The 13,056-nt window shown below is 52.8% G+C and carries 14 protein-coding genes and 2 tRNA genes; 10 read left to right on the top strand and 6 right to left on the bottom strand.

The annotated features are described in order from the left end of the window. Positions 1-77: 77 nt before the first annotated feature. Positions 78-1,154: a GGDEF domain-containing protein gene (locus tag EHN13_RS01190; protein WP_048212780.1), complete on the bottom strand. Its 1,077-nt coding sequence runs from the start codon at positions 1,152-1,154 to the stop codon at positions 78-80. A gap of 253 nt (positions 1,155-1,407) precedes the next feature. On the opposite strand from EHN13_RS01190, the gene EHN13_RS01185 reads away from it, so the two are divergent. Beyond that, positions 1,408-1,644, top strand: coding sequence for a DUF1435 domain-containing protein (locus tag EHN13_RS01185; protein WP_086523828.1), 237 nt, complete (start codon positions 1,408-1,410; stop codon positions 1,642-1,644). Between the two features lie 39 nt (positions 1,645-1,683). Here EHN13_RS01185 and EHN13_RS01180 read toward each other — a convergent pair. From EHN13_RS01180 to rsmC, 3 genes are all read right to left on the bottom strand, one after another. Beyond that, a tRNA-Leu gene (locus EHN13_RS01180) sits at positions 1,684-1,769 on the bottom strand. Between the two features lie 28 nt (positions 1,770-1,797). Then, positions 1,798-1,884, bottom strand: a tRNA-Leu gene (locus EHN13_RS01175). A 139-nt stretch (positions 1,885-2,023) separates the two neighbouring features. After that, complete coding sequence (rsmC, locus tag EHN13_RS01170; protein ID WP_101743359.1) at positions 2,024-3,055, bottom strand: 16S rRNA (guanine(1207)-N(2))-methyltransferase RsmC; 1,032 nt, start codon at positions 3,053-3,055, stop codon at positions 2,024-2,026. A gap of 102 nt (positions 3,056-3,157) precedes the next feature. Here rsmC and EHN13_RS01165 point away from each other — a divergent pair, with 102 nt between their 5' ends. The 8 genes from EHN13_RS01165 (at position 3,158) to EHN13_RS01130 (ending at position 9,546) form a co-directional block, all read left to right on the top strand. Beyond that, the gene (locus EHN13_RS01165) at positions 3,158-3,571 is read left to right on the top strand and encodes a DNA polymerase III subunit psi (RefSeq protein ID WP_124020746.1); all 414 of its coding nucleotides are present in this window, start codon (positions 3,158-3,160) and stop codon (positions 3,569-3,571) included. Beyond that, complete coding sequence (gene rimI / locus EHN13_RS01160; protein ID WP_003829985.1) at positions 3,540-3,986, top strand: ribosomal protein S18-alanine N-acetyltransferase; 447 nt, start codon at positions 3,540-3,542, stop codon at positions 3,984-3,986. Before EHN13_RS01165 ends, rimI begins: the two co-directional genes overlap by 32 nt. A gap of 14 nt (positions 3,987-4,000) precedes the next feature. Continuing rightward, positions 4,001-4,681, top strand: coding sequence for a pyrimidine 5'-nucleotidase (yjjG, locus tag EHN13_RS01155; RefSeq protein WP_124020805.1), 681 nt, complete (start codon positions 4,001-4,003; stop codon positions 4,679-4,681). Positions 4,682-4,773: 92 nt separating this feature from the next. Further along, on the top strand, positions 4,774-6,363 hold the full coding sequence (gene prfC, locus EHN13_RS01150) for a peptide chain release factor 3 (RefSeq protein ID WP_003829982.1): 1,590 nt from the start codon (positions 4,774-4,776) through the stop codon (positions 6,361-6,363). A gap of 308 nt (positions 6,364-6,671) precedes the next feature. Next, a complete protein-coding gene (osmY, locus tag EHN13_RS01145; protein WP_124020745.1) occupies positions 6,672-7,289 on the top strand; it encodes a molecular chaperone OsmY in 618 nt (205 codons plus the stop codon). Positions 7,290-7,416: 127 nt separating this feature from the next. Then, positions 7,417-7,578, top strand: a complete 162-nt coding sequence (locus tag EHN13_RS01140; RefSeq protein ID WP_003019081.1) for a DUF1328 domain-containing protein — start codon at positions 7,417-7,419, stop codon at positions 7,576-7,578. Positions 7,579-7,699: 121 nt separating this feature from the next. Continuing rightward, the gene (locus tag EHN13_RS01135; RefSeq protein WP_124020744.1) at positions 7,700-8,773 is read left to right on the top strand and encodes a patatin-like phospholipase family protein; all 1,074 of its coding nucleotides are present in this window, start codon (positions 7,700-7,702) and stop codon (positions 8,771-8,773) included. Beyond that, entirely contained in the window at positions 8,770-9,546 is a 777-nt protein-coding gene (locus EHN13_RS01130; RefSeq protein WP_124020743.1) for a metal-dependent hydrolase, read from the top strand. The genes EHN13_RS01135 and EHN13_RS01130 overlap by 4 nt, the downstream gene beginning before the upstream one ends. 36 nt (positions 9,547-9,582) lie before the next feature. On the opposite strand, the gene EHN13_RS01125 is transcribed toward EHN13_RS01130, so the two are convergent. Next, a complete protein-coding gene (locus EHN13_RS01125; RefSeq protein WP_101741330.1) occupies positions 9,583-10,446 on the bottom strand; it encodes a YjjW family glycine radical enzyme activase in 864 nt (287 codons plus the stop codon). Next, positions 10,418-11,968 carry a YjjI family glycine radical enzyme gene (locus EHN13_RS01120; protein WP_124020742.1) on the bottom strand — a complete coding sequence of 517 codons (1,551 nt, stop codon included), beginning with the start codon at positions 11,966-11,968 and terminating at the stop codon, positions 10,418-10,420. The genes EHN13_RS01125 and EHN13_RS01120 overlap by 29 nt, the downstream gene beginning before the upstream one ends. Positions 11,969-12,229: 261 nt before the next feature. Here EHN13_RS01120 and deoC point away from each other — a divergent pair, with 261 nt between their 5' ends. After that, positions 12,230-13,009 (top strand): deoxyribose-phosphate aldolase, encoded by a 780-nt coding sequence (gene deoC, locus EHN13_RS01115; RefSeq protein ID WP_003019042.1) that lies wholly within the window; start codon positions 12,230-12,232, stop codon positions 13,007-13,009. Positions 13,010-13,056 lie beyond the last annotated feature (47 nt).

The raw sequence follows: 13,056 nt of genomic DNA, 5'->3' as shown, positions 1-13,056 counted from the left end.
TGATTTCTAATCCTATAGATGGGGGTAAACGATGGCAAGATCTTTGTCGCAAGATCGGGCAGTTCCGCACGGAAAACTCAGGAAGAGGTGCAGTTTATCCGCAGCTCATCGCTGACCAGAGTGTTGTTTCGACCCATATTCTTGGCCTCATAAAGCGCTTTGTCTGCTCTGGTAATCGCGGAGTCAATATCCTGTTCCACCAAAGGCGCAATACCGATGCTGACCGTCACATTGGTTGCTACGCTCTCATTAAACATATGTGGAATTTTAAGATCGTACACTTTCTGGCGAATACGTTCGGCGGCAGCCTGGGCCTGTTGGGGATCGACCGCGGTCAGCAAAACCATAAACTCTTCGCCACCAAAACGTGCCACCACGTCCCGGGAGCGTACGGAATCACGAATCGCGGCAGAAACGCGAATCAGCGCCTGATCGCCCATCATGTGTCCGTAATGATCGTTATAGGCCTTGAAATGGTCGATATCCATCAGCAGGACGTAGTGCTTCGAGTTGCTCAGGGCCAACAGCGTATCGAGTCTGTGTTGCAGCCCCCGGCGATTGTACAAACCGGTTAGCGGGTCGAGCATGCTGAGTCCGTTCAGAGTTTCCCGTTCTTCCAGTAGTTTGTACATCAGCTGCTGGGCGAAGCCGTCGTAGCGCTTTTGTATCACATGCTGGATGGCGATCCCGGCCATGGGTAGCGCCATAAAATAGAAAATTCGCAGACCATGCTCGCTGCCGTTAAGCCATAAACAGACGACGACTGAGGGTAACGAATGTAGCGTAAAGGCGATGATATTGTTGGCAAAAGCGATAGAACCAATAAACAGCACGCTGAGAAGTGCGATTAACAGAAAATAATAATCATTATGACCTAGCGCGTTATATTTCAGAAAAATATGTAATGCCCATAGCAAGCCAAAAACGATTGAAATAAAAGGAAGATTAATCTTTTTATTCGCATATTTGCCATGCCATGCCAACAGCAATGTACTGGCGGCCAGGATGAGCAACGCCGGGACAGATACGGCTTTGACGGCAAAAAGTGGGAAAACAAGCGTAAACAGCGCGGAGACTGCATTGAGAAGCAGAAACAGACGTAAAGAAAGTTGATATTTCTTAGTGCGCAGAGTTCGCCAGGATTGTACTGTCATAGGTAAATATTGTTATTTATCTGCAATATACGAAGGTGTGTTTGTAAGGAAAAAATGATGAGCGAAAAATCATTCGTTCAGGTCGTTATTGTTTTTTGATGAAAAGCTAACCGGCGAGCAATTTATCACCTTAAACTATTTATGTCATCAATCGTTAAGTAAAACTCATAGAATTGATAGCCTTTCCTGGCTGACAAATGAGAAAATTTATCATATGATATTGGTTATCATTATCAATGTCATAGGTGAAACCATGTTGCAACGTGCGCTGGGCAGTGGGTGGGGGGTTTTGCTGCCGGGGATAGTGATTGCCGGGCTGGCATTTACTGATCTGTCACTCGACGCATGGAAGGCGATGATTGTATTAGGATTACTACTGACTTCACTCATGTTATACCACAAGCGTTTACGGCACTTTGTCTTATTACCTTCATGCGCGGCGCTGATCGGCGGCATTGTTTTGGTAATGATGAACTGGAATCAGGGATGAGCAAAACAGGAAAGAAAATCGAAGGAAAGATAAGATAATTGGTGCGAGGGGGGGGACTCGAACCCCCACATCCTAAGGACACTAACACCTGAAGCTAGCGCGTCTACCAATTCCGCCACCTTCGCCCAGTGCGAGCAATATCAACGTGGATTATGGTGCGAGGGGGGGGACTTGAACCCCCACGTCCGAAAGGACACTAACACCTGAAGCTAGCGCGTCTACCAATTCCGCCACCTTCGCATACCATCGACACTCAAAAAGTATCGTTACCACGGAGGCGCATTCTAGTTGTTTTCAACTTTTCGTCAATAGTTAATTGTCCAGGCTGGGCCGATTGATGCAAAAACGGCCACGTGAATGGCCGTTCGCTGCGAGACAATTACGCTTTTTTCGCCTGGCGCGTCATGATGGTGCGATAGACCTTGAAGCGCCCGGTCTGCGCGATAACTTCGTGGAAGCCAAACACTTCATCCAGTACTTTCGGATAAGGCAGGAAGGCGTTGGCTACAATTCGCAGTTCGCCACCGCTGTTAAGGTGACGCACCGCGCCGCGAATCAGCGTTTGCGCGGCATCCAGGCTGGTCTGCATGCCGTCATGGAACGGCGGGTTGGAGATGATCATATCAAAGCGACCCGTCACGTCAGAAAAGACGTTACTGGCGATGACGTCACCTTCAATACCGTTGGCGGCAAGCGTTGCGCGGCTGGCTTCAACAGCGGCGGCGCTAACATCGCACAGGGTTAAGCGCACTTTTGGCGAGTGGCTGGCAAGCGCGACGGAGAGGATACCCGCGCCACAGCCGACATCCAGAACTTTGCCTTTGGTGTGCGGCGTCAGCGTGGAGAGCAGCAGTTGGCTGCCAACATCCAGGCCGTCACGGCTGAATACGCCCGGCAGCGTTTTGATGGTCAGATTGTCTGTCTGGTATTCGTCCCAGTATTTTTCAGCATCAAAGACCGGCTGCTTTTCCAGACGACCGTGGTACAGGCCACAGCGACGTGCGCTGTCGACTTTGTTCAACGGCGCGTATTCGGCCAGCATCTGCTCGGCGCTACGTACGCCGCTGCGGTTTTCGCCAACAACAAAAATATCGGTACCCACCGGTAACAGCGAAAGAAGGTTCATCAACTGGAACTGGGCTTCAGGTTTATTCTTCGGCCAGTAGTAGATCAGCGTATCGCTATCGCCGACGTCATCGGCTTGAGCGACGAGGCTGAAGCGGACGTTGTCGCCCATCTGGCGGTTAAGCACCTGCCAGTGGTGAAGCTGCTGAGTGTGCGCACGGCTGGCGGCGCTTTCAAAATGGGCAGGCAGGTCATCCTGCAAATCACCGGCAAACAGAATACGGCTTTGTTCGAAATCATCACTGTGGCGCAGCAAGACTTCACTTGCCGGGGTAAAAGCAGACATGGAGTGCTCCTTAAATTGTACAGCGGGGGATTATAGTTGTTTGATGGCACGGATTCGACAAATTTGCTATATTTGCGCCCCTGATTACAGGAGCGTTTCGCTATGACATCCCGACGAGACTGGCAGTTACAGCAACTGGGCATTACGCAGTGGTCGTTGCGTCGTCCTGGCGCACTGCAGGGCGAAATCGCGATTTCCATTCCTGCGCATGTCCGTTTGGTGATAGTTGCGGAACAGTTACCCGCGCTAACCGAACCATTGATGAGCGATATTTTACGCGCATTAACCGTCAGCCCGGATCAGGTTTTACAACTGACGCCTGACCGTGTCGCCATGCTGCCGCAAGGTAGTCGCTGTAATAGCTGGCGGCTGGGAACCGAAGAGCCGCTGCTGCTGGAGGGCGCTCAGGTCGCGAGTCCTGCGTTTAATGAATTACGGGAAAACCCCGCGGCCCGCGCCGCGTTATGGCAACAAATCTGCGCATATGAACACGATTTCTTCCCTCGAACCGACTGATTTACCCGCAGCATTTCAGATTGAAAAACGCGCCCACGCTTTTCCCTGGAGTGAAAAAACATTTGCCAGCAACCAGGGCGATCGTTACCTCAATTTTCAGTTGAGGGTTGATGACGTGATGGCGGCCTTTGCGATTACGCAGGTCGTGCTGGATGAAGCTACGCTGTTCAATATTGCCGTCGACCCTGACTTTCAGCGCCGTGGGCTGGGGCGTGAGCTGCTGGAGCATCTGATCGATGAGCTGGAAAAGCGTGGCATTTTGACGCTGTGGCTTGAAGTGCGCGCCTCAAACGCCGCCGCTATCGCGCTGTACGAAAGCTTAGGCTTTAACGAGGCGACGATCCGTCGCAATTACTATCCAACGGCCGATGGTCACGAAGACGCCATCATCATGGCGTTGCCAATCAGCATGTAAGACAAGGTGTAATGATGAAGAAGTGGGACTGGATTTTCTTTGATGCCGACGAAACGCTGTTTACATTTGACTCGTTTACCGGCTTACAGCGGATGTTTCTCGACTATAGCATTACCTTTACCGCTGAAGATTTTCAGGACTACCAGGCCGTGAATAAACCGCTGTGGGTGGATTACCAAAACGGCGCGATTACCTCATTACAATTGCAGCATGCCCGTTTTCAGAGCTGGGCCGAACGCCTGAAGGTTGAACCGGGCCAGCTTAATGATGCATTCATCAATGCGATGGCGGAGATCTGTTCGCCGTTGCCGGGGGCGGTTTCTCTGCTCAATGCGATTCGTGATAAAGCGAAAATCGGCATCATTACTAACGGCTTTACCGCGTTGCAGCAAATCCGCCTTGAGCGGACGGGGCTGCGCGACTATTTCGACCTGCTGGTGATTTCTGAGCAGGTTGGGGTGGCAAAACCTGATTCCCGTATTTTTGACCATGCGCTGGAGCAGGCGGGCAATCCTGACCGTTCTCGCGTGCTAATGGTGGGTGACACCGCAGAGTCCGATATTCTTGGCGGCATTAACGCCGGGCTATCCACCTGCTGGCTAAATACGCACAACCGCGAGCAGCCAGCGGGCATTCAGCCGACCTGGACCGTAGCGTCATTAAGCGAACTGGAGCAGCTCCTGTGTAAACACTGATTGCCTCCCCCCCGTTGATGGGTAAAATAGCCGCAATTTTTCGTATTCAACTTGCCCGGCCCGTTGCCGTGCTTACCTAAGAAGATTTGACTATGACGTTGTCTCCTTATTTGCAAGAGGTGGCCAAACGCCGCACTTTTGCCATTATTTCTCACCCGGATGCCGGTAAAACGACAATTACTGAAAAGGTACTGTTATTCGGACAGGCCATTCAGACCGCCGGTACGGTAAAAGGCCGTGGCTCCAGCCAGCATGCAAAATCTGACTGGATGGAAATGGAAAAGCAACGCGGTATCTCCATTACCACCTCTGTGATGCAGTTTCCGTATCATGACTGCCTGGTGAACCTGCTGGACACCCCGGGGCACGAAGACTTCTCCGAAGATACCTACCGTACTCTGACGGCGGTGGACTGCTGCCTGATGGTTATCGATGCTGCGAAAGGTGTTGAAGACAGGACCCGTAAGCTGATGGAAGTTACCCGTCTGCGCGATACGCCGATCCTGACCTTTATGAACAAACTCGACCGTGACATCCGCGATCCGATGGAGCTGCTGGATGAAGTTGAGAACGAACTGAAAATCGGCTGTGCGCCGATCACCTGGCCGATTGGCTGCGGGAAGTTGTTCAAGGGCGTCTATCACCTTTATAAAGATGAAACGTATCTGTACCAGACCGGTAAAGGCCATACGATTCAGGAAGTGCGTGTTGTTAAAGGTCTCAACAACCCGGAACTTGATGCTGCCGTGGGTGAAGACCTGGCGCAGCAGCTGCGCGACGAGCTGGAGCTGGTGCAGGGCGCGTCCAACGAGTTCGACCATGAGTTGTTCCTTGCGGGCGAAATCACCCCGGTCTTCTTCGGTACCGCGTTGGGTAACTTCGGCGTTGACCATATGCTGGACGGCTTAGTGGAGTGGGCGCCTGCGCCGATGCCGCGTAAAACCGACACCCGCGTCGTCGAAGCCTCAGAAGAGAAGTTCACCGGTTTCGTGTTTAAAATTCAGGCCAACATGGACCCGAAACACCGTGACCGTGTGGCGTTCATGCGTGTGGTATCCGGCAAGTATGAGAAAGGCATGAAAATGCGCCAGGTGCGCATTGGTAAAGACGTGGTGATCTCCGATGCACTCACCTTTATGGCCGGTGACCGTTCTCATGTGGAAGAAGCGTATCCGGGCGATATTCTTGGTCTGCATAACCACGGCACTATCCAGATCGGCGATACCTTTACCCAGGGCGAAATGATGAAGTTCACCGGTATTCCGAACTTCGCGCCGGAGCTGTTCCGCCGTATTCGCCTGAAGGATCCGCTGAAGCAGAAACAGCTGCTGAAAGGGCTGGTTCAGCTGTCAGAAGAGGGCGCCGTGCAGGTCTTCCGTCCGATCGCCAATAACGACCTGATCGTGGGCGCTGTCGGTGTGCTGCAGTTCGACGTGGTAGTTTCTCGTCTGAAGAGCGAATACAACGTTGAAGCGATTTATGAGTCGGTCAACGTGGCGACTGCGCGCTGGGTAGAATGCTCTGACGTGAAGAAATTCGAAGAATTTAAGCGTAAAAACGAAATTCAGCTGGCGCTGGATGGCGGTGATAACCTCACCTATATCGCGCCAACCATGGTTAACCTGAATCTCACCCAGGAACGTTACCCTGACGTTCAGTTCCGCAAAACGCGCGAACACTAATCGACCTCTCAGGGCGCGGTATCCGCCGTGCCCTGCAACTTTCCCTGTCTTTTAAATCCCTTGCGGAATGTTCTTAAATCCTGCCGTTTTTCTTTCGTTTGCCTGTTTTTTAGCCAAATCGGGCTGCGATCACGAAATCGTGAACTATATTTAACAATGTGATGACATAAATATCGGCGTTTAATGCTTTTTAGGCTGCCTGTTGCAGCTTCTATTGCTGATATTTATCTCACTTACAAGATTAGTTGCTGGCTCAAGCCGTTTAACGGCTGAGCATCGCTTTAAGCAAAACATACAGGAATACATCGATGACAATGACAGGACTTAAGATTTCTAAAACGCTGCTGGCCGTGATGCTGACCTCCGCTGTTGCAACGGGTTCTGCTTATGCAGAAAACTCAACGATGGACAAAGCGCAATCCGGCGTCGAAAGTGCGGGGCAGAAAGTCGATAGCTCTATGAACAAAGTCGGTAATTTCATGGATGACAGCACCATCACCGCGAAAGTGAAAGCCGCGCTGGTGGACCACGAAAGTATCAAGAGCACCGATATTTCCGTCGAAACAGAGCAGAAAGTCGTGACGTTAAGTGGGTTTGTTACAAGCCAGGCGCAGGCCGAAGAGGCGGTGAAAGTGGCGAAAGGCGTTGAGGGGGTGACCTCCGTCAGCGACAAACTGCACGTGCGTGACAGCAAAGACACCTCCGTAAAAGGCTATGCGGGCGATACGGCAATCACCAGTGAGGTAAAAGCCAAGCTGCTGGCCGATGACATTGTCCCATCCCGCAAGGTGAAAGTGGAAACCACCGATGGTGTGGTACAGCTTTCAGGAACCATTGAATCGCAGGCTCAAAGCGATCGCGCTGAGAGCATCGCTAAAGCGATTGATGGCGTGAAAAGCGTCAAAAATGACCTCAAAACTCAGTAATTCGACTTAATTCGTCCTCCTGACGTTTGTCGGGAGGCGTGTTGTGCACCACACTGAAAATATCGCCGATGGGCAGCCTGAGCGCTCATATCAAGCGGTGACATTAACTATGGTAAAGGAGAAGCATATGTTTCGATGGGGCATCATATTTCTGGTTATCGCGTTAATTGCCGCCGCACTGGGTTTTGGTGGACTGGCGGGTACCGCTGCAGGCGCAGCGAAAATTGTTTTTGTGGTGGGGATCATTCTGTTTCTGGTCAGCCTGTTTACCGGGCGTAAACGACCCTGACTGGTCGTCTGTAAAGTAAAGTTGCAACCAGGCCAGTCCATCGGACTGGCTTTTACGGTTTTAGCGTCAGGCAATTTGCGTTACTTTGTTGCTCTATTACAAAAACAACAGGAAGGCAGAGGTGGGGCAGAGAATACCCGTCACGCTCGGTAATATCGCGCCGTTATCGTTACGTCCGTTTCAACCAGGCAGTATGGCGCTGGTGTGCGAGGGCGGGGGACAAAGAGGCATCTTCACCGCAGGCGTACTGGATGAATTCATGCGCGCGCAGTTCAATCCCTTTGATCTCTTCTACGGGACGTCCGCTGGCGCGCAAAACCTTTCAGCTTATCTCTGTAACCAGCCCGGTTACGGTCGTAAAGTCATCATGCGTTACACTACCCGACGTGAGTTTTTTGACCCGGTGCGCTTTGTGCGCGGGGGAAACTTAATCGACCTCGACTGGCTGGTGGATTCGACCTCGTCCCAAATGCCGCTGGCGATGGACAACGCTGAGCGCTTGTTTGCCGCGGGGAAAGCATTTTATATGTGCGCCTGTCGGGGTGATGACTACACGCCGGGCTATTTTTCGCCGAACCGGCAAAACTGGCTCGATCTTATTCGTGCCTCCAGCGCGATTCCCGGGTTCTACCGCACTGGGGTTGTGTTGGACGGCGTGAATTACCTGGATGGGGGCGTCAGCGATGCCATTCCCGTGCAGGAAGCGGCGAAGCAGGGGGCGAAAACGCTGGTGGTTATCCGCACCGTGCCTTCGCAAATGTACTACACCCCGCAGTGGTTCAAGCGTATGGAACGCTGGCTGGGCGAAAGCAGCCTGCAACCACTGTTGAATCTGGTGCAGCACCATGAAGCCACCTATCGCGCGATTCAGAGCTTTATTGAGAAACCGCCGGGCAAGCTGCGTATCTTTGAGATCTACCCGCCCAAACCGCTCCATAGCATGGCGTTGGGAAGCCGTATTCCGGCCTTGCGGGAAGACTACAAAACCGGACGCCTGTGCGGTCGTTACTTCCTCGCTACCGTCGGCAAACTGCTGGGGAAAAACGTGCCGCTGCCTCGTCAGACGCCGAAGATTGTGGTGCCGGGACCGGTGGTAGTTCCTCCCGCGCCGGTGGCCAACGATGCCCACGCACCGGTGGCGACCAATGCGCCTCAGGCCAACGATACAACGTTTAATAATGAGGATTTGGCGTGAGTTATCGTTTTATCGATACGCACTGTCACTTTGATTTCCCGCCGTTTACCGGCGATGAACCTGCCAGCATTCAGCGCGCGGCGGAGGTTGGTGTACAGAGCATTATCGTTCCGGCCACCCAGGCGGCGAATTTTTCCCGCGTACTGGCGTTAGCGGAAAATTATCCTCCATTATTTGCCGCGCTTGGTCTACATCCCATTGTTATTGAACAACATAGTGATGACTGCCTGGACCAGTTGCAACAGGTGCTGGATAAGCGCCCACAAAAGCTGGTGGCGGTAGGTGAGATTGGATTGGATCTGTATCGCGACGATCCGCAATTCGACAAGCAAGAGCGGGTGCTGGAAGCGCAACTTAAGCTGGCGAAGCGTTACGAACTGCCGGTGATCCTGCATTCGCGACGCACGCATGACAAGCTGGCGATGCACCTTAAACGCCATGCTTTGCCACGAACAGGCGTGGTGCATGGGTTTTCCGGGAGCATGCAGCAGGCCGAACGCTTTGTGCAACTGGGATACAAAATTGGCGTGGGCGGCACCATTACCTATCCGCGCGCCAGTAAAACCCGCGAGGTAATGGCGCAGCTGCCGCTGGAGTCGCTGTTGCTGGAAACCGACGCGCCGGATATGCCGCTCAACGGCTTTCAGGGGCAGCCTAATCGCCCGGAGCAGGTAGTCAGAGTCTTTGACGTCTTATGCGAACTGCGCCCGGAACCTGCGGACGTGATCGCTGACGCGCTGTATCGTAATACCACGGCGTTGTTTGATTTTTGAATTCCGGATGCGGCGCTATTGCATCGCATCCGGCAATCACAGGTACAGCGCCGGGAAAATCAAATTATCCACCCCGCGTTCGCGCAATCTTTGCGCCAGGTGTTCCACATCCTGCGGTGTGGCGCTCGGCCAGTCCTTCGCTTCGCCATACACTCCGTGCGCATGAAAGGCATTCAGCCGTACCGGCACGTCACCTGAACCTCTGATAAACGCCGCCAGCGCATCAATATGCTGGAGATAATCCACCTGACCAGGGATAACCAGCAGGCGCAGTTCCGCAAGTTTCCCTTGTCCGGACAGAAAGGTAATGCTTTGTTTAATCAGCGTGTTATCGCGACCGGTCAACTGACGATGACACGTGCTGTCCCAGGCTTTTAAATCCAGCATTACGCCGTCGCACACCGGAAGCAGCTTCTGCCAGCCGGTTTCGCTCAGCATGCCATTGCTGTCGACCATACAGGTCAGGTGTTGCAGTTGCGGATCGGTTTTGATCGCGCTAAACAGCGCCACAATAAACGGTAGCTGGGTCGTTGCTTCGCCGCCGCTGACCGTCATTCCTTCAATAAACGGCGAGGCTTTGCGAACATGCTGCAGCACCTCATCAATGCTCATGGTCTGCGCCATCGGCGTAGCCTGCTGGGGGCACATGTGCAGGCAGGTGTCGCATTGCTGGCAAATATCAGGTTGCCACCATACTTTTCCCGCGCTCAGACTTAACGCTTCATGTGGGCAATGCAGTACACACTCCCCGCAGTCATTGCAGCGTCCCATCGTCCACGGGTTGTGGCAATTCTTACAGCGCAAATTGCATCCCTGCAGGAACAGGGCCAGGCGACTCCCCGGCCCGTCGACGCAGGAGAAGGGAATCAGCTTACTTACCGAAGCGCATCTGCTGTTCATGGCTAATCACGCGAGGTTGTCGTTCCAGAATGCGCGTATTACGCGCGGCTTCTTCGCCAAGCCAGGTGGTGTTGGTGCGAGAACCTGCGGCACGATATTTTTCCAGATCCGACAGGCGCACCATATAACCGGTGACGCGAACCAGATCGTTGCCGCTCACGTTGGCGGTAAATTCACGCATCCCGGCTTTAAATGCGCCGAGGCACAATTGCACCAGCGCCTGAGGATTGCGCTTGATGGTTTCATCCAGCGTGAGAATGTCGCTGATCCCGGCGTGATAAAACGCGTGATGCGGTGCGACGGTTTGCAGATGAGTGATCGGGTCTGGTTCATCGCCGTAAGGCAGACGTGCGCCCGGCGTGGTACCGATGTCAGAACTGATCCCCGACTGTGCATGCAGCATCGCGCGCTGCTTCCAGCCATATTTCACCGGGGTGCTTTCGACAAACTCCGCCAATTGGGCGCTGATGCGATAGCCAAGCTGATTGGCGAACTCATCTTTTCCGTAGCGCGCATTTTGTCCCGCCTTATCGCACAGTAGATTCACCGCCTCCGCCAGGCCATACATGCCGAACATAGGCACAAAACGTTCGGGATCAATCAACCCTTCCTGCACGAGGAAGCTATTCTCAAAGAAATGTGATTTTTCATAGAGGAATTCACATCGTGAATCAATGATGGCGATTTGCTGTTGGCAATAGTGCGGTAGGATGCGCGTAAAGAAGTCATCGACAGAGGTGCTGCGTTCTGCGATGGCTTTCAGATTAAGCCTGACCAGCGTGCTACCACCCCCTGCGAGCGGCAAAGAGTTGTAACAGCTGACGACGCCATACTGACCGTTTGTGAAAATTTTATCATTTTCAGGGCCATTGGAAATATGCGGCTTACTGCACTCGCAGATATTTTGCGCCACGCTGAGCAGCAGATCGTCAGGTGTGATTTGCGGGTCATAAATGAATGTCAGATTAGGCGAAACCTGCTTTAACTCTGCATCTGCACGTAAAATTGCACGGGTAACTGGAGTATCGGCGGGGCCGATATTGGCATGCATAAACGCGTCTGGCAGGGTTCTGTCGAGATAACGCCAGAAACGTTTTATTCGAATATCGATCTCTTCTTGTGTTAGAATTCTAACATACGGTTGCAGCAGAGCATCGAGCTGACCGAGATAGACCGGCATCGACGTCACTGACGGTACGTGATGGTACAGGATGGTGAGTAAGGATAACGCGTCATCAAGATCCTTTGCCCCTTCCAGCTCCAGCCATGATGAGCCGTTGGCCAGAAAACGCGCGTAGTCGGGTAAAACATAGCGCGGTTTGAATGGGGCATGGCCTTCGTACATATCGCAGATCACCCCGTCATCCAGCGCCTGGCGTGCCTGTGCAGGTAGTTGCGGGTAAGGCAGCGCGTTTTCAGCTTCCAACGCCAGAAAGTGGCGTTTCTGTTCAGGGCTGAGCACCGGGCTGGTCACGATTTGTTGGCAACGCTGTTGCAGCGCGAGTTCGCTTGAAGTGGGCATCGTTGATTCCTTTTTGTCCCGAAGGTGTAACGCCATTGTAGAAAGCGACGCCGCCACAACCTTTGATCCGGATGCGCCTGATGCCACCGCATCCCTTTAGAAAAGGTGATTTATTTGAAGTGGATCTCATTAGAGTAATGCAAATCTGTATGTGGTTTTCATTAACTGTGATGTATATCGAAGTGTAATAGCGAGCGGATGTTAGAATACTAACAAACTCGCAAGGTGAAATTTTATACGGCGATGCCGTTGGAGAATGTTATGACCGATTTAACAGCAAGCAGCCTGCGTGCACTAAAACTGATGGATCTGACCACCCTGAATGACGACGACACCAATGAAAAAGTGATCGCGCTGTGTCATCAGGCGAAGACTCCGGTTGGCAACACTGCCGCAATCTGTATCTATCCTCGTTTCATCCCTATTGCGCGTAAAACTCTGAAAGAGCAGGGTACGCCGGACATCCGTATTGCAACCGTCACCAACTTCCCGCACGGCAACGACGACATCGAGATTGCGCTGGCGGAAACCCGTGCGGCGATCGCCTACGGTGCAGATGAAGTTGACGTGGTGTTCCCGTACCGTGCGCTGATCGCCGGTAACGAGCAGATTGGTTTTGATCTGGTTAAAGCTTGCAAAGACGCGTGTGCGGCGGCAAACGTGCTGCTGAAAGTGATCATCGAAACCGGTGAGCTGAAAGAAGAAGCACTGATTCGCAAAGCGTCTGAAATCTCCATCAAAGCCGGTGCTGATTTCATCAAAACTTCTACCGGTAAAGTGCCGGTCAATGCGACGCCGGAAAGCGCACGCATCATGATGGAAGTGATCCGCGACATGGGTGTTTCTAAAACTGTAGGTTTCAAACCGGCTGGCGGCGTGCGTACTGCAGAAGATGCACAGCAGTTCCTGGCGATTGCCGATGAACTGTTTGGCGCTGACTGGGCTGATTCTCGTCACTACCGTTTTGGCGCATCCAGCCTGCTGGCTAGCTTGCTGAAAGCGCTGGGTCACGGCGACGGTAAGAGCGCAAGCAGCTACTAAGTTTGAATTGCCCATTGTAGGCCGGATAAGGCGCAGCCGCCATCCGG

The organism is Citrobacter youngae (genome assembly GCF_003818115.1).
Taxonomy (GTDB): domain Bacteria; phylum Pseudomonadota; class Gammaproteobacteria; order Enterobacterales; family Enterobacteriaceae; genus Citrobacter; species Citrobacter youngae.
The sequence above is the reverse complement of the archived record's forward strand: the minus strand, read 5'-3'. Positions and strand labels throughout refer to the sequence as shown.

What these genes read in the sequence shown, in the direction of transcription:
- EHN13_RS01190 (WP_048212780.1), bottom strand. Translation starts at nt 1,154, where the DNA reads ATGACAGTACAATCCTGGCGAACTCTGCGCACTAAGAAATATCAACTT.
- EHN13_RS01185 (WP_086523828.1), top strand. Translation starts at nt 1,408, where the DNA reads ATGTTGCAACGTGCGCTGGGCAGTGGGTGGGGGGTTTTGCTGCCGGGG.
- rsmC (WP_101743359.1), bottom strand. Translation starts at nt 3,055, where the DNA reads ATGTCTGCTTTTACCCCGGCAAGTGAAGTCTTGCTGCGCCACAGTGAT.
- EHN13_RS01165 (WP_124020746.1), top strand. Translation starts at nt 3,158, where the DNA reads ATGACATCCCGACGAGACTGGCAGTTACAGCAACTGGGCATTACGCAG.
- rimI (WP_003829985.1), top strand. Translation starts at nt 3,540, where the DNA reads ATGAACACGATTTCTTCCCTCGAACCGACTGATTTACCCGCAGCATTT.
- yjjG (WP_124020805.1), top strand. Translation starts at nt 4,001, where the DNA reads ATGAAGAAGTGGGACTGGATTTTCTTTGATGCCGACGAAACGCTGTTT.
- prfC (WP_003829982.1), top strand. Translation starts at nt 4,774, where the DNA reads ATGACGTTGTCTCCTTATTTGCAAGAGGTGGCCAAACGCCGCACTTTT.
- osmY (WP_124020745.1), top strand. Translation starts at nt 6,672, where the DNA reads ATGACAATGACAGGACTTAAGATTTCTAAAACGCTGCTGGCCGTGATG.
- EHN13_RS01140 (WP_003019081.1), top strand. Translation starts at nt 7,417, where the DNA reads ATGTTTCGATGGGGCATCATATTTCTGGTTATCGCGTTAATTGCCGCC.
- EHN13_RS01125 (WP_101741330.1), bottom strand. Translation starts at nt 10,446, where the DNA reads ATGAACAGCAGATGCGCTTCGGTAAGTAAGCTGATTCCCTTCTCCTGC.
- EHN13_RS01120 (WP_124020742.1), bottom strand. Translation starts at nt 11,968, where the DNA reads ATGCCCACTTCAAGCGAACTCGCGCTGCAACAGCGTTGCCAACAAATC.
- deoC (WP_003019042.1), top strand. Translation starts at nt 12,230, where the DNA reads ATGACCGATTTAACAGCAAGCAGCCTGCGTGCACTAAAACTGATGGAT.